We start from the raw sequence: 17784 nt of genomic DNA, 5'->3' as shown, positions 1-17784 counted from the left end.
ATTGAACCGACCGCCGCCGGGTCTGTCGAGCAGGTTGACCTGTGCCGTGCCGCCGGGCAGCGCTGCGGGAGCCCGTCAGGCCTGGTCCAGCCAGGTGCAGTGGACGATGGTCGCGTCGTCGGCCGCGACCGCGTGCCGCGCCTCAGCCCGGCGGACCCGGTCGATGATCTCGCCCGGCCCGTGGGTGGCGAGCAGGGCCATCGCGTCCGGCCAGCCGGTCGACGCGAACCGGTCCACGAGTCGGCTGGCGCCGTTGCTGAGCAGTGCCGCGCCGGTCAACCCGGCGACCGCGCAGGTGCCGGTCAGCGCCTCGTGGGCCGCGCCCGGGTCGTCCTTGGCGACCCAGAAGCCGCCCGGCCGGTTCCGGCGGGCGCGCAGTTCCCGCAGCACGCGCCGGTACTCCTCGCTTGCTGGCGTCCTGCCCGCGAGCTCGGACGCGTAGGACCGGCTGATGACGACCTCACGCGGATCGGTGACGACCAGCGGTTCACCCTCGGCCCGGTTCAGCACGAGTGTCGCGTCGCCGAGCACCAGGTGGTCGAGCCGGTCGCCGGACACGCGCAGCATGGCGACGGCCGCCGACGGGCTGATCGGGTCGGCGACGTCGCAGGTGTCCCGATGCTCGCCGGTCACCTCGTCGATGGCCATGGCGAGCACCGCCGTGAGGCTGGACGCCGGGTCGAGGGTCAGCAGACCGAGCAGACTGCCACCGAGGCGTACGGCATACCAGGCCACGCCGTGGCGGCAGACCGCCTCCGCGCCGGGGATGCCCGCGCCGTCGACCAGCACCGCCGCGGTCGCCGTCGCCGCGGCGAAGTCCTCGTTGACGCGCCCGTCGTGCCCCGGGACGCTGGCCATCGTCACTCGCATCGCCGCTGCCCTCCCACCTGGCCGGTCGCCGTGTCCCACGGTCGCGCCTGCCGCGTCGGCCGACCAGTTCGGCAATGTACCGCGAGGTCGGGCAGGATGGCCGAAGCCCGTGACCGATCTGCCTGGAGCTCGTGTGAGTCTCGTCCTCGTCCCCATGTCCGCCGCCGACTACGAGCACCGCGCGGCCGCCCTGCGTCGGCGCTACGCCACCAATCTGCGGCAGCAGCGGGGCATGAGCGGCGCGGACGCCGAGGCAGAGGCGCTGCGCCAGATGGCGGAGGTCCTGCCGCAGGGGCTGGACACCGCGTGGGCGATCCTGCGGTCCGCGCAGGTCGACGGCGTGACGGTCGGCTGGGTCTGGGCCACGCTGCCGGGCGCGCCGGGCCGCCCCGAGATGGCCTGGCTGCACAACGTCGAGGTGGACCCGGAACACCAGTCCCGAGGCCACGGCCGCGCGATGGTCCTGGCCGTCGAGGACGAGCTGCGCCGGCAGGGCGCCACGCGGTTCGGCCTCAACGTGTTCGGGGGCAACACCCGGGCGATCGCGCTGTACGAGAGCCTGGGCTTCACGGTCATGGCCCAGCAGATGGCCAAGCCGATCGCCTGACCGGTCAGCGCGGGACGATGCGGGTCGTCGAGGTGCGGGCGGCCAGGGCTGCGGCCATCGTCGGCCGCCCGGGGTATTGCGCGGCGCGGGGCCGTCCAGGACCATCGGTTGATTGCCATGAGTCATCGTCTCGGGGGAGGCCCGTGTGGACAGCATCGTGCGTCACCAGCCAAGAATCGCCTTCGACGCGGCCAGGATTCTGACGGGTGTGTCGCTCGCCGACACCGGCCTGTTCGCCTGGTACTGCGACCAGCTCGGGACCCTGCTGGGGCCGTCCTACCGCCGGGATCTGCTGGCCACCCGCAAGGAGCTGACGACCTCGCCGCGCCTCAACGCGCGCGACGACGAGGGCGGCAAGTGGCGGGTCAGGCTGGAGGACGCGCTGCGGACCCGGCCCGAGGTCGCCGAAGGCCTGTACCAGCTGACGATGTCGGCTCGGGTGAGGCTGCCGCGCATCGGCTGATGCCGTCGCCCGACCATCGCCGGTGACGGCCCGGCTGCCGGTTCAGGCGGCAGCGCGGGCCGCTCGCCGCCGCGCGCCGAGCCGGCGGCGGCGCATCCTGCCCAGGGCGGCGAGCCCCACGGCGGCACCGAACACGAGCGGCGCGAGCACGACGATCCCCACCGGCCACAGACCGGCCCCGGCGGCGTCCACGAAGTACTCGCCGTAGACGCTGTAGACGACCGCGGCGGGCATGGTGACGGCCAGGCCCGTGACCAGCACGCTCAGCCCCCATCGGCCGCCGGCCAGCGCGATGATCGCGAGCGCGACCGGCTGTGCGGCGTCCTGCCAGGTGAGCGGGACGTGGTAGTCGCTGGATCCTGGCGCGTCGGGCACCAGCGCCGCCGCCCATGGCGTGCACAGGACCGCGGCGGCACTCGCGGCCGCGGCGATGACGGCCGCTTTCACCCACTCGGGCAGTGTCACGGACACCTCTCTCGGAAGCTTCTGGGTCGGCATCATCGCACCCTTCCACCACATCGTGGGGGGTGGCATGGGCGGGTGTGACGGCACCCCCCTGCGGAGGGAGTGCCTGAGGCCGGAGTTCCATGACTTTCGGTGTGCGGCGCGTCGTGACGCGCACCGCCGGGTGGGCCGGATCGTCCGGCCCACCCGGCTCAGTGCGATCGTGGATCGATGTGGACCTTGGGTCCCGGCCCCGCGCCCGCGATCGGCGCACCGGCCAGCACCGCGCCCACCCTGTCCAGGCCGACCGTGGCGGCGACGAGCGGCCGCGGATCGACCTGTCCGGTGGCGTACGCGGCGATCGTGGCGGCGAGGCCGGGGGAGGCGGACAGGACACCGACGGCGGTGACGTCCTTGAGCGCCAGGGTGCGGGTGTCGATGTGGCTCGGCGAGCCCGCCAGGCCGATGCAGACGACGCGCCCACCGGGTTCGACCAGGTCGAGCGCCCTGGCGGGCAGGTACGCGGCGTTGGTCGCGTCGATGACGGCGTCGAACGCGACGTCGGGCAGTTCCCGCTCGGTCCACGCGGTGAAGCCGAGGGACCGGGCGAAGGCCAGCGAGGCGGCGGTGTGGCCCATCAGGTGCACCTCGGCCCCGGTCGCGCGGGCGAACATGGCGGTGAGCAGCCCGATCGTGCCCGGACCCAGGATGAGCACCCGATCGCCCGGCGTGAGCGCGGCGGCACGCGCGGCCCGCAGGGCGTTGCCGCCCGGCTCGACCAGCGCCCCGAGTGCGGGGTCGACGTTGCCGGGCAGTTCGTGCAGCGAGGTGACGGGCACGGCCAGCTGCTCGGCCAGCGCGCCGGGGCGGCCGCCGCGGATGCCGACCTCCTGCCGGTCGGCGCACACGTGCTGGTGGCCGCGTTCGCAGCGCCGGCAGCGGCCGCAGCCGAGCATGGTGTCGCCCATGACGCGCCTGCCGCGCCAGGCAGGGTCGACGCCGTCGCCGACCGCGCGGACGATCCCGGCCCACTCGTGGCCCAACCGCATCGGGAACCGGGCGTGCCCCTCGTGCAGGTATGCCATCTCCCCGGTGAAGAACTCGACGTCGGTGCCGCAGACCCCGACCCGTTCGACGTCCACGACGACCTCACCGGCGGACGCGACGGGCGCGGGCACCTCCTGCACCGAGCACTCGCCCGGCGCGGTCAGCACCGCCGCGCGCATCGTCGCGGCGCTCACCGCGGGCCGGGTTCGCGCAGCAGCGCGTCGATGAGGTCCCGCATCGGAGGGAGCAGGTCCTGCGGTCCGGCCGAGGACAGCGGTTCCAGGCCGGTGGAGGAGCGCAGCAGGACGATGCCGAAGCCGGTGGCCAGCGCGACCTGGGCGCGGAGCATGATGCGGTCACCGTCGGGGTGGCCGGGCCGCCAGCCTGCGGCCGTGGCCAGGCGCTCGGCGAACGAATGCACGGTGTTGCGCCTGATCCGGTCGGCCTGCTCGTCACCGGAGGACCGCAGCAGCAGCAGGAACTGGTCCGGGCGGCTGCCCACCCCGGTCCCGGCGAGGTGCTCGGCGATGGCGGAGGGCACCCCGTCGAGGGTCACGTCCGGGGCCACCGCGTGGCTGAGCTCGTCGACCGCGCCGACCAGGCACGCCTCGAACAGGCCCTCCTTGGAGGTGAAGTAGCGGCTGATCAGCGCGACGTTCACCCCGGCCTCGTCGGCGATGTCGCGCACGGTCGTGCCGGTGTATCCGTGCGCGGCGAAGCGGCGGCGGGCGGCGTCGAGCAGTAGTTGCCGGGTGCCGGCCGCGTCGCGGCGACGCGGCCCCGCCGGGTGCTCGGGGGAGGCGTGCAGGCTGGTGGTGGCCATGGATTCCTCTCACTCCCGTACCAGGATAGCGAGCTCCGAACGTGACGTAAACAACTGCTTACCAGTGATGTAAACAACTGTTGACCGCGCTTCGGGCGCGTAATACTCACCAAGTCAGCAGATGTTTACAACATGCTTGGAGCGTTCTTCATGACGCAGACGATCGTGGGGCCGGGCACCGCCGGGTCCACCGAGGGCCGGCCGGACGCGCCGACGGGCCGCCGCACCGGTGGCGGCCTACTGGTGATGTACCTGGCACTGGGCGGACTCGCCTTCGCGGTGCTGCAGTCGCTGGTCGCCCCGGCGATGTCCACCATCGCGGGGGACCTGAAGGTCACCACCGCCAGCGCCAGCTGGATCCTCACCGCGTACCTGCTGTCGGCCTCGGTGCTGACACCCATCCTCGGCCGCCTGGGCGACATGGTCGGCAAGCGCCGCGTGCTCATCGCCGTGCTCGCCGTGCTCGCGCTGGGCACCCTGCTCGCCGCGCTGGCCCCGAACCTGGGCGTGCTCATCGTCGCGCGGGCCCTGCAGGGCGCGGCGGGCGCGATCATGCCGCTGTCGATCGGCATGGTCCGCGACGAACTGGCCCGCGAGAAGGTCAGCGCCACCGTCGGCCTGCTGTCGGCGATCTTCGGCGTCGGCGCGGGCGTCGGCATCGTCGCCGCCGGGCCGATCGTCGAGCACCTGTCCTGGCACTGGCTGTTCTGGCTGCCCCTGGTGCTGGTCGTGGTGGCGCTGCTCGGCGCGATCTTCGGGATGAAGGAGTCGCCGGTGCGCAAGCCCGGCAAGCTCGACGTGCTCGGCACCGCCATCCTGTCGGTCTCGCTGGTGTCGCTGCTGCTGGCCATCAGCAAGGGCCAGTCCTGGGGCTGGGCCTCGGCGCAGACCATCGGCCTGCTCGCCGTGGGCGCGGTCACCATGATCCTGTTCGTCGTGGTCGAGCTGCGGGTCAGCGAGCCGCTGGTCGACATGCGGCTCATGAAGATCCGCGGCGTATGGGCCACCGACCTGGTCGCCCTCATCCTCGGCTTCGCGATGTTCGGCTCGTTCCTGCTGGTGCCGACCCTGCTGCAGCTGCCTGCCGCCACCGGCTACGGCTACGGCAAGTCGGTGTCGGAGGCGGGTCTGTTCCTGCTGCCCACCGTCGTGTCGATGGTGGTCTTCGGACCGCTCGCCGGGCTGCTGGTCCGCAAGTTCGGGCCGAAACTGCCGCTGTTCCTGGGCGCCGTCGCCGTCGTCGGCGGCTTCACGCTGCCCGCCATCGCGCACAACGTCGAATGGCAGGTCGTCGTCTCCGGCCTGGCTGTCGGCGCGGGCATCGGCCTGGCCTTCGCTGCCATGTCCAACGCCATCATCGAGAGCGTGCCGGCCACCCAGACCGGTGAGGCCACCAGCGTCAACACCATCGCCCGGACCATCGGCAGCAGCATCGGCGCGGCCGTCGTCGCCGCCGTCATCACCTCGAACAGCACCCCGCGCGGCCTGCCGACCGACGCGGCGTTCAGCACCGGGTTCTGGGTCTGCGCGGGGGTGGCCGTACTGGCCGTCGTCGCGTCGCTCGCCCTGCCCTCCGCGCACCGCCGCCACGAGCAGGCGGTGGCCGCGGGCGTCGACGACCTCCCGCCCGAGCCCGCCGAACTGCACCTGCCCCACCTGCACACCGGACACCACCGCGAGCAGGCCACCGCAGGCCGGTGACCTGCCGGCCGGGACCGTCCCGCACCGGGCGGTCCCGGCCCCTGCCATGCGGCGATCCCGCTACACCGCCCGTCCCGGAGAACGAGCCGGACGGCCTGCGGGCCGACGCCCGGCTGCTCCCTAGGATGTCTCTGCCTATTGGACATTCGGCGGCCGGTCGACGGCCGCCAGGGGAGGAACCTCAGTGGTACGGCTGGGAGTGCGGCGACGCCTACGCGTCTGGTTCGACGGCACGATGGACCGGGGCACGCCCGCCCTCATCGGCTGGCTCGGCCTGGCGTCACTGGTTCTGATCACCGTCGTGACCGGACTCGCGATGCTCTTCGCCGCCGACGACACCGCGCGCGACGGGGGCTGGTCCGCCGTCCTGTGGCGCAGTGTGCTGCGCACCCTCGACCCGGGCACCATGGGCGCAGATGGCGGCAGCTCGTTCTACCTGGCGCTGATGCTCCTCGTCACCATCGGCGGCATCTTCCTCGTCAGCTCTTTGATCGGCGTGCTCACCACCGGGCTCAACGACGCCATCACGAACCTGCGCAAGGGCCGCTCCCAGGTGACCGTCCAGGGCCACATCGTGGTGCTCGGCTGGTCCGACCAGGTCTTCACCGTGGTAGGGGAGCTGGCCGCGGCCAACCGCGGCTCGCGCCGGTCCACGGTCGTCGTGCTCGCCGACCGGGACAAGGTCGAGATGGAGGACCAGATCCGGGCGCGGGTCGGCGACACCGGCCGCACCCGCGTCGTCTGCCGGTCCGGCAGCCCGCTCAAGCGCAGCGACCTCGACCTGGTCAACCTCGACACGGCCCGCGCGGTGATGGTGCTGTCGCCCACCGGCGACGACCCCGACATCGACGTCATCAAGGTGCTGCTGCTGCTGAACAACCGGCCCTGGCCGTCCGCGCGCCCGCACGTGGTCGCCGCGGTGCAGGAGTCGGCCAACGTCGCCGCCGCGAAACTCGCTGCGGGCAAGCACGCGCTGGTCATCGACGCCGACGACATCGCCGTACGCATGGTCGTGCAGTCGCACCGGCAGTCGGGCCTGTCGACGGTCTGCACCGACCTGCTCGACTTCGCGGGCAACGAGATCTACATCCGTCCCGAGCCCACCCTGGCCGGCCGGTCGTACGGCGACGTCCTCGGCGCGTTCGAGGCGGGCTCGCCGATCGGCCTGCGCCGCGCGGACGGCACGATCGCGGTCAACCCGCCGACCGACACCGTGCTGGGCACGGGCGACGAGGTCATTCTCGTCGCCGAGGACGACCTGCTCATCGAGCTGGCCGCCGACCCGGCGCGGGTGCACGCCGACGCGATCGTGCTGGTGCCCGACACGAAGGTGGCCCCGGACCGGACCCTGGTGGTCGGCTGGAACTCGCGTGCCGACCGGGTGCTCGACCTGCTGGACCGCTTCGCCGAGCCCGGCTCGGCGGTGGACGTCGCCGCCCCGCTGCCGCCGGAGGAGGCGCTGGCGGCGAGCCGGGAGAACCTGACCGTCGGCTACCAGCGCTGCCAGCCCACCAGCCGCCGTGACCTGGAGCGTATGGAGCTGGGCGGTTACCAGCACATCATCGTGCTGTCCGACGACTCCGCCGCGCCCGACCACGCCGACGACCGCACCCTGGTGACGCTGCTGCACCTGCGTGACATCGAGGTCAACCTCGGCGAGCCGTACTCGATCGTCACTGAGATGAACGACGACGGCAACCGCGAGGTCGCCCAGGTCACCAAGGCCGACGACTTCGTGGTCTCGGCGCGGCTGATCAGCCTGCTGATGACCCAGCTCGCCGAGAACCGGCACCTGTACGAGGTGTTCGCCGACCTGTTCGACGCCTCCGGCGCGGAGATCCACCTGAAGCCTGCCGCCGACTACGTGCAGCCCGGCGCGGAGGTCACCTTCGCGACCGTGGTGGAGTCCGCCCGGCGGCGCGGGGAGTCGGCGATCGGCTACCGCAGCCACGACAACGCCGACCAGCCGCCGTTCTACGGCGTCATGCTCAATCCGCGCCGGTCCAGCCTGGTCCGGTTGGACGCGGGCGACAGCGTGATCGTGATCGCCACCGACTGAACAGGCCGCGAGCAGGGCCGTGGCCGCGACCACCACGGCCCTCTGGCAGTCGGACGCTACGCTGCCCTCCATGTCAGACTCAGCACGGCAGCCGCAGCCCCAGCTTCGCGGCCCGACCGAGGTGCACTCGGCGTCGCCCGGTGCCGCGCCTGGCGCGCGTCCGCGGATCCGGCTGCTCGGCAGGATCCTGATCGGGCTGTCGGGGGTCGCCTGGCTGCTCGCGCTCGTGCTCACCGTGTTCGTGGTGCTCGCCTTGCTGGCGGGCGAGCTGGAGGGCATGGCGGTGCTGTCCGGCATCGTCATGATCGCCATCGCGGCGGGCGTCGCCTTGACGATCACGGGGGTGACGCTGCTCTACGTGTTCCTGTCCCGCCGCCGCAGGGCCTGACCGGGCGCTGCGCGGGGCCTGTCGGCCCAGGGGAGCGCGACGGCGGCTCAGGCGTTTCGGGGCGGCAGCAGGACCAGGGCGTGGTTCTTCGGGCCGCGGAAGGCGAGTTCGACGTGTTCGGCCCGGCCGCCGAGGGCGCGGTGATGGGTGGTGATCGCGGTCAGCAGCTCGTCGCGGCCGAGTCTGCGGTCGCGGTCCCAGAAGTTGCAGCACGGCACGACCAGCACGGGCCGGACCCTGGCCGAGTCCACCACCTCGCGCAGCGCCTCGTCGGGATGCAGGCCCACGATCAGGTCGTAGTAGTCGGCCAGCGAGGCGAGGTAGGGCTCGGCGCGGGCGGGCACGCCCTTGAGCGTCCAGCCGCGCGGGTCAACCACCTCCGCCTCCAGGCCGAACCGCTTGCGCAGCAGCCGGGTCAGCATTCCCTGACCCCCGGCCACGTCGGCCACGTACCGTGCCTGCGGGAACCGGGCGGTCACGAAGTCGGCGAGCACGTCGAAGCGGGCCTCGTCGCCGTGGAAGCGGTGCCGGGTCATGCGGCCAGGGCCGCGTACCGGCCGCCGACCTCGACGAGGTTGCGGTGCGAGCCGGACTCGAGGATGCGGCCGTGGTCGAGCACCGCGATCTGGTCGGCGTCGCGCACGGTCGACATGCGGTGCGCGATCGTGATCGTCGTGCGCCCGCGGCTCAGCTCGTCCAGGGCGCGCTGCACGGCCCGCTCGGTCTGGGTGTCCAGGGCGCTGGTCGCCTCGTCGAGCACCAGGACGCGCGGGTCGCGCAGCAGGGTGCGGGCGATGGCGATGCGCTGCTTCTCGCCGCCGGAGAAGCGGTGCCCGCGCGAGCCCACGACGGTGTCGTAGCCCTCGGGCAGGCCGGTGATCAGGTCGTGGATCTGTGCGGCACGGGCGGCCCGCTCGATCTCGGCGTCGGTGGCGGTCGGCTTCACGTAGCGCAGGTTCTCCCTGATCGTGGTGTGCAGCAGGTAGGTCTCCTGGCTGACCACGCCGACGATACGGGCCAGGTCGGCCAGCCGCAGGTCGCGCAGGTCGACGCCGTCGACGGTGATGCGGCCAGCGGCCGGGTCGTACAGCCGGGAGATCAGCGCGGCGATGGTGCTCTTGCCCGAGCCGGTCTCGCCGACCAGGGCCAGCGAGCTGCCCGCGGGCACGTCGAGGCTGACGCCCGCGACGGCGGCGGTCTCGCTGCCGGGGTAAGCGAAGGTGACGTCCTCGATGCGCAGGTGTCCGGTGACGCGGGCGGGGTCGAGTTCGACCGGGTGCGCCGGGTCGTCCACGTCGACCGGCAGGTCCAGGTACTCGAAGATCCGGGCGAACAGGGCCAGTGAGCTGGTCAGCGAAACACCGACGTTCAGCAGGCCCATCAGCGGCCGAAACAGGTTGGCCTGCAGCGCCGTGAACGCGACCAGGGTGCCGATGCTCAGCGTGCCGGCGGTCGCGGGCAGGCCCGCGCTCAAGTAGATGACCGCGGGGATGGCGGCGAAGATGATGCTCATCGAGGCCATCCGCCAGCGGCCAGCCAGCTCCGAGCGCAGCTCCAGGTCGATGAGGCGCGCGGACGAGTTCGTGAAGCGCTCGACCAGCACGGGGCCGGTGCCGGTGGTCTTGCTCAGCTGTACCCCGCTGATCGACAGGCCCTCGTCGATGGTGACGTTGAGGTCGGCCAGCTCGCGCTGGCGCTGCGCGGTGATGGTGCGGCGCATCCGGGCGACGCGGCGGGTCAGGTACACGGCCGGGGGGACCACGACCAGGGAGACCAGCGACAGCCGCCAGGACAGGGCGGCCATGGCCACGGCGGTGGCGACGGTGGTGGTGAGGTTCGACGCGACGGAGGTCGCGGTCGAGGTGACGACGGACTGCATACCGCCGATGTCGTTGGTGATGCGCGACTGCACCTCGCCGGTGCGGGTGCGGGTGAAGAAGGCGATCGACTGCCGGTGCAGGTGGGTGAAGACCTCGGTGCGCAGCCGGTGCATGATCTGCTGGCCGACGGTGGTGGAGATCCATGTCTGCACGACGCCGAGCGCGGAGGTGAGCCCGGCCACGGCGACCATGCCCAGCACGAGCCAGACCAGCAGGGTCAGGTCGGCCTGGGGCAGGGCGACGTCGATGACCTCGCGCAGCAGGAACGGCGTGGCCATGGCGATCACCGACGATGCCACGATGATCGCGGTGACCACGGCGAGCTGCCAGCGGTGGGCGGTGAACAGGGTGCCGATACGGCGCAGCGATACCTCGCGGGCCTGCGCCTTCTCCTCGGCGGTGACGGTCTGCGGGCCGCCGCGGCGGCCTCCTCGTTCCATGGGTTGGCTTTCCAAGGGGGCGGTTCCTTCCGTGGGTGGATGCTGAGGTTACCTCAACATGAGGTTCCAACAGCAACCACTGGTACGGTATTCCCGTGGACGAGCACGAGGAAGCAGGCCTGTCGGAGGCCTTCTGGGCGGTCGCCCGCCGCCTGCGGCACCTCACCAAGGACGCCCTGGCCCCCTGGCAGATCACCCCGTCGCAGTCACGTGCCCTGCACGTGCTCGGCCGCCAGGAGGCCTTGCGCCTCAACGAACTCGCCGACCAGCTGCGCATCGCCCCCCGCTCGGCCACCGAGGTCGTCGACGACCTCCAGGCCCGCGGCCTGGTCGAACGCCGCCCCGACCCCGCCGACCGCCGGGCCACCCTCGTCGCCCTGACCGACCCCGGCCGCGAAACCGCCCGAGCGATCGAATCAGCCCGCCGCGCCGAAGCCGACCGCTTCTTCAGCGCCCTCAGCCCCGAAGACCAAACCCACCTCTCCCACCTCCTCCGCAAACTCACCTGACCCCCCACCCCACCCACCCCTGGCGCAACTCTTAAAGACTCGCGCCCTCCCGGGTGGGTGAGGGCGCGAGTCTTTAAGAGTTGCGGAAGGAGGGGCGGCGAGGCCGAGGGGGCGTCGCCGACCGGGGCGGTCAGGCGGGGGTGAGGCCGCGTTCGATGGCGGCGATGATCTGGGGGCGGAGTTCGTCGGCGCGGATGATGGCGTCGACCGAGCCGACCTGGACGGCGCGCTGGATGCTGTGCACGCTGTCGAACTCGGCGGCGACCTCGCTCAGCTTCTCCGCCCGGACCGAGGCCCGTACGTCGAGCAGCTCGCCGACCAGGGCCGCCTTCTCGCCGCCGGTCGCAGCCGCGATACGCGTCTCCAGGTCCACCACTCGCGCGTCCTTGGCGGTACGGGCGTTGACGTCGCCCGCGAACACCACGGCCGCCGCCGGAGCCCCGCCGAGCACCGACGCGAACGAGCCCTCCAGTGCCAGCACGGTCATGTTCGGGTTGAGCGCCTTGGAGAACACGACGAACGCGCCGCCGTGATACCGGGAGATCACGCAGAACACGATCGGGCCGCGGAAGTTGACGATCGCCCGGCCGATCTCCGCGCCGTACTCCAGCTGGAGTTTGCGCATCGACTCCGGTGAGCCGTCGAACCCGGACAGGTTCGCCAGCACGACCAGGGGCCGGTTGCCGCTCGCCGCGTTGATCGCCCGGGCGGCCTTGCGCGACGACTGCGGGAACAGCGTGCCCGCGGTGTACGTGTCGGGGCCGTCGGTGGGCGGGAAGCCGTGCCGCGGCACCGAGCGCGACTCGATGCCCAGCAGGCAGACCGGGATGCCGCCCAGGTGCACGTCCTGTACGACGGTGGTATCGGCGTCGGCCATGCCCGCCCAGCGCTCCAGGATCACGTGGTCCTGGTCGGCCAGGGCGCGCATCAGGGTGCGGATGTCGAACGGCTTCTTGCGGTCGGGGTTGTGCTCGCGGGAGAAGATCTGCCCGACGGTGGTGAAGTCGCTGTCGGGCACCGCGTGCGGGTAACCGGAGATGTCCCGGTCGACCGGGTCGCTGGTCGGCGCGCGGCGCGGTCCGGCCTCACCGGGCGCGACGTAGGTGTGCTCGTGGTGCGACATCAGCACGCCCTGGGCGGCCCGCAGGTCCGGGGCCCAGTACTGGGCCTGGCCGTTGGGGCCCATCACCCGGTCGTAGCCGCCGATGCCGAAGTTGTCCTCGGCCGACACGCCGCCGGAGAAGTCCAGCGACTGCTTGCCGGTCAGCACCATCGCCGAGTCCGGGGTCATCACCAGGATGCCCTTGGTGTGCATCAGCATGGTGGCCTCGGCGTTCCAGTACGGCTGCGCGCCGACCGTGATGCCCGCGACCACGATGTTGATCTCGCCGCCGTCCTGGGTGAACTCGACGATGCGCTTGAGCGCCGCGGCGACCCAGTCCATGTTCTCGGTGCCCGAGTCCATCGAGATGCGCGCGCCCGCCGACAGGGCGAACCAGTCGACCGGCACCTGCATCCGCTCGGCCAGGTTCAGCGCCGCGATGATCCGCGCGCACTCCGGCTCCGACAGCGCGCCCAGCGCCTTGGTCGGGTCGCCGAGCAGCGCCACCCGGGTGACGCCCTCGGGGTAGCGCGCGGTCGGTGTGCTGACCACACCGGCCACGATGCCCGCCTTGTTGCGCCCCCGGGGCCGCTCCACCGGAACCAGCTCGCCCGTGTCGTCGAGGTCGTGCTCGGTGAACGTGCCGCCCCGGCCGGACAGCAGGCCGGTCAGCTCGTACGGGTAGGTGGTGCCGCGGCGGCGGGCCGACAGCACCTTCTGCCGGTAGTCGTCCAGCGGCTCGATCGGCTCGGTCGTCGGCGAGGTCACCGACATCCGCGCGCCCGCGTCGAAGGACACCTCGACCGCGACGTCGGCCATCTCGCCGGTCAGCTCGTCGCGCTGGCGCCCCAGGACCAGCACCTGCTCCAGGCCCGCCCCGGCGGTGCGCGGCAGCACCCGCTGGATGACCGCGTTCAGCTCCTCCACGGTCAGCTCGCTGGACGGCCAGACGTACAGCGTGATGCGGTTGGTGTCGAGGCGCTTCTTGGCCGGTCGCCGTGCCTGGACCTTGCGGATCGCGTCCAGGCAGCCGTCGAGCATGCCTTCCAGCGCGGGCAGGGCCAGCACCCGGCCGTCGGCGTCGCGCAGCGGCGTCAGGTCGCGGACCTGGGCCATCGCCGCCAGGCGCTCGTCGGCCGGGTTGTCCGGGGCGACGCAGCGGAAGAGGTAGACCTCTTCGTCGATGGACGGCAGGCGGGTCAGGTCGAAGTTGCGCAGCCGCGGCAACTGCAGGCGCTCGGCGATCTGCGGGTGCAGCCCGCGGATGACCCGGTCCTCGCCCTGTCCCGGCCGGAACGTGAAGTGGTGGTGCATCGCCGCGCCGGTGGGCCCGGCCACCGACACCGTGACCCGCTGCACCACGTCCAGCACGCCGGTGCTGTCGAGCACCTCGCGCAGCGTACGGGCCATGGCGTCGGTGTCGGGCTGATCGGCCCAGGTCAGGTACACGTCGGCGAACGACGTCCCCTCGGCCAGCTCGGCCGTCCTGGCCAGGGCGGCGGGCAGCCCGGCGAAGTCCGTCGCCGTGGTGACCAGGCGGTAGCGCTCGCCGTCGCGCTCGTACGTGGCGGTGAAGAACGTGTGCCCGGCGACCTCGGCGCAGCGGGTGTCGCTGATGCCGCGGCTGCCGTAGTAGCGGCGGCTGAGCACCTCCAGCATCGGCCCGTTGTCGACGCCCTTGCGGCCGATGCGCTGGGCGAGCAGCCGGACCAGCGGCTCGGGGGAGGCGACCATCTTCGCGATGCGCTCGTCGCGGTCCGGCGCGGCCGGGTCGCGGTCGAGATGGCGCAGGTGGTCGCGGACCTCGTTGTAGACCTCGGCGCGCTTGCGGCGCAGCATCGGCTGGGCGGCCCAGCGGAACACGATGCTGCGGGCCAGGTCGCCGACGACCGGGAAGCGGACCTGGGTCGCCCAGATCAGGTGCTCCAGCGCCTGGCCGACCGGCTCGCGCTGGGCCTCGCCGGGGATCGGCTCGGTCAGCCACTGCTGCAGCAGCGACACGATCACCGCGACGTCGGCCGAGGACCGCTGCTGCGCCAGGAAGATCCGGAACACGGCCTCTTCGAGCGCGGGCGTACGGTCGAAGCCGTCGACGCCGTAGTGCGCGAGCACCCGGGCCAGCCGCTGCCGGAACGCCTCGGGCAGCCCGGCCCGGTCGACGTCCAGGCTCTGCAGGTACGCGTGGAAGAACTCGCGCGGGCTGTGCACGCGGGTGTCGGCCTGGGTCTCCTCGCCGGCCGGCCGGTTGCGGGTCAGCTCGGACAGGTCCGCGAAGACCTGCAGCAGCTCGACCTCGCCCTCGATCGGCACCCGGCCCAGCTCGGCCCGCCCGGCCAGGTAGGACGACAGCGCCCGGCGCTCGTCGCGCGGGTCGAGGTCGTAGCCGAGCAGCAGGCTGCGCAGGTCGGCCAGGCCGCGGGCGACGCGGGCCTCGGCGGTCAGGCCGTCGGGCTCGGGCGGCAGTTCCAGGTCGACGGCGTCGGTCGTGGCGGCCTCGGCGTCGGTGGCGTCGCCGATCGGCTCCAGGCGCATCAGCGGCGCACCGGACTCGACCTGGCTGCCCACGGAGACGCTGAGCTCGCGGATCTTCGACTTGACCGGTGCGCGCAGCACCGTCTCCATCTTCATGCTCTCCAGCACGAGCACGGGCGCGCCCGCCTCGACCTCGTCACCGAGCTTGCAGGGGGTCGCCACGACCAGCGCGGGGGCGGGGGAGCGCAGCACGCCGCCCTCGTCGCGGCTGACGCGGTGCGTGACGCCGTCGACCTCGACCAGGTGGATCGGGCCGTGGGTGTCGGTGACCAGCCGGAACCGGCGGCCGTTGACCAGGACCCGGCCGGTGTGCTCGTCGAAGCGCTCCAGCTCGACGTCGACGGTCGGCGCCTGGTCGATGCCGACCCGGAAGCGGTGCGGTCCGATCTGCGCGACGGACACCCGGTAGGCGGCCCCGCGCAGCTTGAGGTCGATCGGCCGGCCGCTCTTGTGCTGGACCTGCGGGCGGCCGCCGTGCGCGGTGGACAGCAGCCGCTGCTGCTCGACCAGCGCCTCGTCCTCGTACGCCTCGATCGCGGCGGCGGCCAGGGCGATGCCGGAGTGCTTGGTGGTGACCAGGCGGCCCTGCGCGCGGACCCGGTCGATCCAGCCGGTGTCGGCGCTGCCGTCGATCACCTCGGGCTGGTCGAGCAGGTCGAGCAGGAAGCTCTTGTTGGTCGCGCCGCCCTCGATGATGACGGTGGTGTCGGCGACCGCGCGGCGCAGCCGGCCGAGCGCCTCCTCCCGCGTACGCCCGAAAGCGATGATCTTCGCGATCATCGAGTCGAAGTCGGCGGGGATCACGTCGCCCTCGCTGACGCCGGTGTCCACCCGGACGCCGGGACCCGCGGGCAGCGTCAGCCGCTCGATCCGGCCCGGCGAGGGCGCGAAGTCGCGGTCGGGGTCCTCGGCGTTGAGCCGGGCCTCGACGGCGTGACCGACCTCGGCCGGGATCAGGTCGCCCAGGCGGCCGCCCGAGGCGACGTGGATCTGGGCCTTGACCAGGTCGAAGTCGGTGGTCGCCTCGGTGATCGGGTGCTCGACCTGCAGGCGGGTGTTGACCTCCAGGAAGGCGAACAGCTTCTCACCGGGGTGGTAGAGGAACTCGACGGTGCCCGCGCCCCGGTAGGCCACCGCGAGCGCCAGCCGCTCGGCCGCCGACTTCAGCTCGGCCACCTGCGCGGGGGCGAGCACCGGCGAGGCCGACTCCTCGATGACCTTCTGGTTGCGGCGCTGCACCGAGCAGTCGCGCACGCCCAGCGCCCACGCGGTGCCCTGGCCGTCGGCGATGACCTGGACCTCGACGTGCCGGGCGCCGGTGACCAGGCGCTCCAGGAAGACGATGCCGCTGCCGAAGGCGCGCTTGGCCTCCAGGCTGGTGCGCTCGTACGCGTCGGCCAACTCCTCGTCGCTGCGTACGACGCGGATGCCGCGCCCGCCACCGCCCGCGGTGGCCTTGAGCATCAGCGGGTAGCCGATCGCGGCGGCCGAGCGGGTGGCCGCCTCCAGGCTCTCCACCGCGCCCCGGCTCCACGGCGCGACCGGCACGCCGACCTCCTCGGCGATCAGCTTCGAGCCGATCTTGTCACCGAGTTTGCGCATGGCCTCGGCGCTCGGGCCGATGAAGGTGACGCCGATCTTCTCGCAGAGCTCGGCGAACGCCGGGTCCTCGGCGACGAAGCCCCAGCCCACCCACGCGGCGTCGGCCTGCATCTCGACCAGGGCGCGCTCCAGCACGGCATGGTCGAGGTAGGGACGCGCCGAGGCGGGGCCGAGGCAGTAGCTGTCGTCAGCCTCGCGGACGAACGTGGCGGTGCGCTCGGCCTCGGTGTAGAGGGCGATCGTCTCGATCGGTGGGGCACCGCTCTCGGCGTTGATCTCGCGGACGGCGTGGATCAGCCGCATGGCGGCCTCTCCCCGGTTGACGATGGCGATGCGACTGAACACCGATCAAGCCTTCCCAATGACTGAACTCGGGACCCCTTCAGGGCGGATCCCCGTGAACAACCCTTCCAGCTACCGGCCAGTAGGAAACCGCTGTACCCCTCAGTAGGCGACAGCTAGTTTTGTGGAGATCCCACAAATTGAGCTGGAGTGTAAACGGACATTAGCCCTTATAGCAAGACAAGATCCTCGACCTTTGGGGGTCGTATGGAGCATGGGTGTTGGTTTCATGGTCGCGTGCCTGTGGTCGCGGCGGCCACTTTCACGCTGCTGAACCTCGGCGCCTATAGCGGGGTTCGTGGCGATCTGACGGGTCCCTGATAGACGCTGGCCTATGACATCGAGTTCGATCAGCGAATATTCGATGTGATAGGCCAGCGTCTATGGGGGTGGGGGTGGGGGTGTCAGCCCTGGCTGAGGCGGTCCAGTTCTTCGAAGATGGTCAACTGTAGGCCGGCGGGGGCCTCGAGGCGGGAGTTGAGCGAGTTCCACGGTGTGCGCACCGGCTCCGCGACCAGCTCCGCCCCGTTCGCGACCAGGGTCGCGGTGACCGTGGCAGCGTCGTCGACCTGCAAAGCGACCCGGATCTGCCCGGCCACCCGGCTGCCCACCTCGACCGCGTCGATGTACGCGGCGTGCGGCGGGTCGGCGAGTTCCAGCGTCGCGCGCCCCGCGTCGAGGATGGTGACCCGCCCGCCCGGCGAGGAGAACGCGCCCAGCTCGCCCATGCCGAGCACGTCGCGGTAGAACCGCAGCGCCTCGTCGTAGTCAGGTGCCGTGACGACCAGCCGCAGCTCGCGGACCATGGATGCCTCCTGAAGTTCGTGTTCTACAGGGCAACCGGGCGGACGGGGTGTTTATGCCGCGCAAAGCCCGAGACGGTGATGATGGCCCCGGCACCGGGCGAGTGTGATCAAGTCGTGGGGAGATGGGGGTTTCCGCGCTCATCGCGTGCGGTATGCCGAGCTCAGCGCG

14 protein-coding genes are annotated in these 17784 nt (G+C 72.1%); 6 read left to right on the top strand and 8 right to left on the bottom strand.

The features are described from left to right. Positions 1-75: 75 nt before the first annotated feature. Complete coding sequence (locus HAV40_RS01815) at positions 76-870, bottom strand: hypothetical protein (protein WP_239086272.1); 795 nt, start codon at positions 868-870, stop codon at positions 76-78. A gap of 133 nt (positions 871-1003) precedes the next feature. Here HAV40_RS01815 and HAV40_RS01810 point away from each other — a divergent pair, with 133 nt between their 5' ends. Both HAV40_RS01810 and HAV40_RS01805 read left to right on the top strand, forming a co-directional pair. Further along, positions 1004-1477 carry a GNAT family N-acetyltransferase gene (locus HAV40_RS01810; RefSeq protein WP_166378310.1) on the top strand — a complete coding sequence of 158 codons (474 nt, stop codon included), beginning with the start codon at positions 1004-1006 and terminating at the stop codon, positions 1475-1477. 145 nt (positions 1478-1622) lie between these two features. After that, complete coding sequence (locus HAV40_RS01805) at positions 1623-1940, top strand: hypothetical protein (protein ID WP_166378308.1); 318 nt, start codon at positions 1623-1625, stop codon at positions 1938-1940. 42 nt (positions 1941-1982) lie between these two features. Here the strand turns inward: HAV40_RS01805 and HAV40_RS01800 are convergent, their stop codons facing one another. From HAV40_RS01800 to HAV40_RS01790, 3 genes are all read right to left on the bottom strand, one after another. Next, positions 1983-2405 (bottom strand): hypothetical protein, encoded by a 423-nt coding sequence (locus tag HAV40_RS01800; protein WP_166378306.1) that lies wholly within the window; start codon positions 2403-2405, stop codon positions 1983-1985. Positions 2406-2596: 191 nt separating this feature from the next. Beyond that, the gene (locus tag HAV40_RS01795; protein WP_239086271.1) at positions 2597-3625 is read right to left on the bottom strand and encodes a zinc-dependent alcohol dehydrogenase; all 1029 of its coding nucleotides are present in this window, start codon (positions 3623-3625) and stop codon (positions 2597-2599) included. Beyond that, positions 3622-4254 (bottom strand): TetR/AcrR family transcriptional regulator, encoded by a 633-nt coding sequence (locus HAV40_RS01790; RefSeq protein ID WP_166378304.1) that lies wholly within the window; start codon positions 4252-4254, stop codon positions 3622-3624. The genes HAV40_RS01795 and HAV40_RS01790 overlap by 4 nt, the downstream gene beginning before the upstream one ends. 150 nt (positions 4255-4404) lie before the next feature. On the opposite strand from HAV40_RS01790, the gene HAV40_RS01785 reads away from it, so the two are divergent. The 3 genes from HAV40_RS01785 (at position 4405) to HAV40_RS01775 (ending at position 8402) form a co-directional block, all read left to right on the top strand. Continuing rightward, complete coding sequence (locus HAV40_RS01785; protein WP_166378302.1) at positions 4405-5955, top strand: MFS transporter; 1551 nt, start codon at positions 4405-4407, stop codon at positions 5953-5955. Between the two features lie 184 nt (positions 5956-6139). Then, positions 6140-8014, top strand: a complete 1875-nt coding sequence (locus tag HAV40_RS01780; RefSeq protein ID WP_203671306.1) for a CASTOR/POLLUX-related putative ion channel — start codon at positions 6140-6142, stop codon at positions 8012-8014. A 70-nt stretch (positions 8015-8084) separates the two neighbouring features. Further along, positions 8085-8402, top strand: coding sequence for a hypothetical protein (locus HAV40_RS01775; protein WP_166378300.1), 318 nt, complete (start codon positions 8085-8087; stop codon positions 8400-8402). A 47-nt stretch (positions 8403-8449) separates the two neighbouring features. On the opposite strand, the gene HAV40_RS01770 is transcribed toward HAV40_RS01775, so the two are convergent. Next, positions 8450-8938 carry a hypothetical protein gene (locus HAV40_RS01770; protein ID WP_166378298.1) on the bottom strand — a complete coding sequence of 163 codons (489 nt, stop codon included), beginning with the start codon at positions 8936-8938 and terminating at the stop codon, positions 8450-8452. Then, a complete protein-coding gene (locus HAV40_RS01765) occupies positions 8935-10722 on the bottom strand; it encodes an ABC transporter ATP-binding protein (RefSeq protein WP_166378296.1) in 1788 nt (595 codons plus the stop codon). Before HAV40_RS01765 ends, HAV40_RS01770 begins: the two co-directional genes overlap by 4 nt. A 95-nt stretch (positions 10723-10817) precedes the next feature. Between HAV40_RS01765 and HAV40_RS01760 the strand changes: the two genes are divergently transcribed. Then, positions 10818-11231, top strand: a complete 414-nt coding sequence (locus tag HAV40_RS01760) for a MarR family winged helix-turn-helix transcriptional regulator (protein ID WP_166378294.1) — start codon at positions 10818-10820, stop codon at positions 11229-11231. A 130-nt stretch (positions 11232-11361) separates the two neighbouring features. Here the strand turns inward: HAV40_RS01760 and HAV40_RS01755 are convergent, their stop codons facing one another. Together HAV40_RS01755 and HAV40_RS01750 are read right to left on the bottom strand one after the other, a co-directional pair. Next, entirely contained in the window at positions 11362-16812 is a 5451-nt protein-coding gene (locus HAV40_RS01755; protein ID WP_166378292.1) for an ATP-binding protein, read from the bottom strand. A gap of 401 nt (positions 16813-17213) precedes the next feature. Further along, positions 17214-17615: a VOC family protein gene (locus HAV40_RS01750; RefSeq protein ID WP_166378290.1), complete on the bottom strand. Its 402-nt coding sequence runs from the start codon at positions 17613-17615 to the stop codon at positions 17214-17216. Positions 17616-17784: the final 169 nt, after the last annotated feature.

Origin of the sequence: Catellatospora methionotrophica, from assembly GCF_011297335.1 — a bacterium.
GTDB lineage: Bacteria > Actinomycetota > Actinomycetes > Mycobacteriales > Micromonosporaceae > Catellatospora > Catellatospora methionotrophica.
This window is presented reverse-complemented; position numbering and strand designations above follow the sequence as displayed.

Bases quoted from the DNA above. Each gene is read 5' to 3' on its own strand.
- HAV40_RS01775 (WP_166378300.1), top strand. From the start codon at position 8,085: ATGTCAGACTCAGCACGGCAGCCGCAGCCCCAGCTTCGCGGCCCGACC.
- HAV40_RS01750 (WP_166378290.1), bottom strand. From the start codon at position 17,615: ATGGTCCGCGAGCTGCGGCTGGTCGTCACGGCACCTGACTACGACGAG.
- HAV40_RS01770 (WP_166378298.1), bottom strand. From the start codon at position 8,938: ATGACCCGGCACCGCTTCCACGGCGACGAGGCCCGCTTCGACGTGCTC.
- HAV40_RS01815 (WP_239086272.1), bottom strand. From the start codon at position 870: ATGCGAGTGACGATGGCCAGCGTCCCGGGGCACGACGGGCGCGTCAAC.
- HAV40_RS01790 (WP_166378304.1), bottom strand. From the start codon at position 4,254: ATGGCCACCACCAGCCTGCACGCCTCCCCCGAGCACCCGGCGGGGCCG.
- HAV40_RS01765 (WP_166378296.1), bottom strand. From the start codon at position 10,722: ATGGAACGAGGAGGCCGCCGCGGCGGCCCGCAGACCGTCACCGCCGAG.
- HAV40_RS01785 (WP_166378302.1), top strand. From the start codon at position 4,405: ATGACGCAGACGATCGTGGGGCCGGGCACCGCCGGGTCCACCGAGGGC.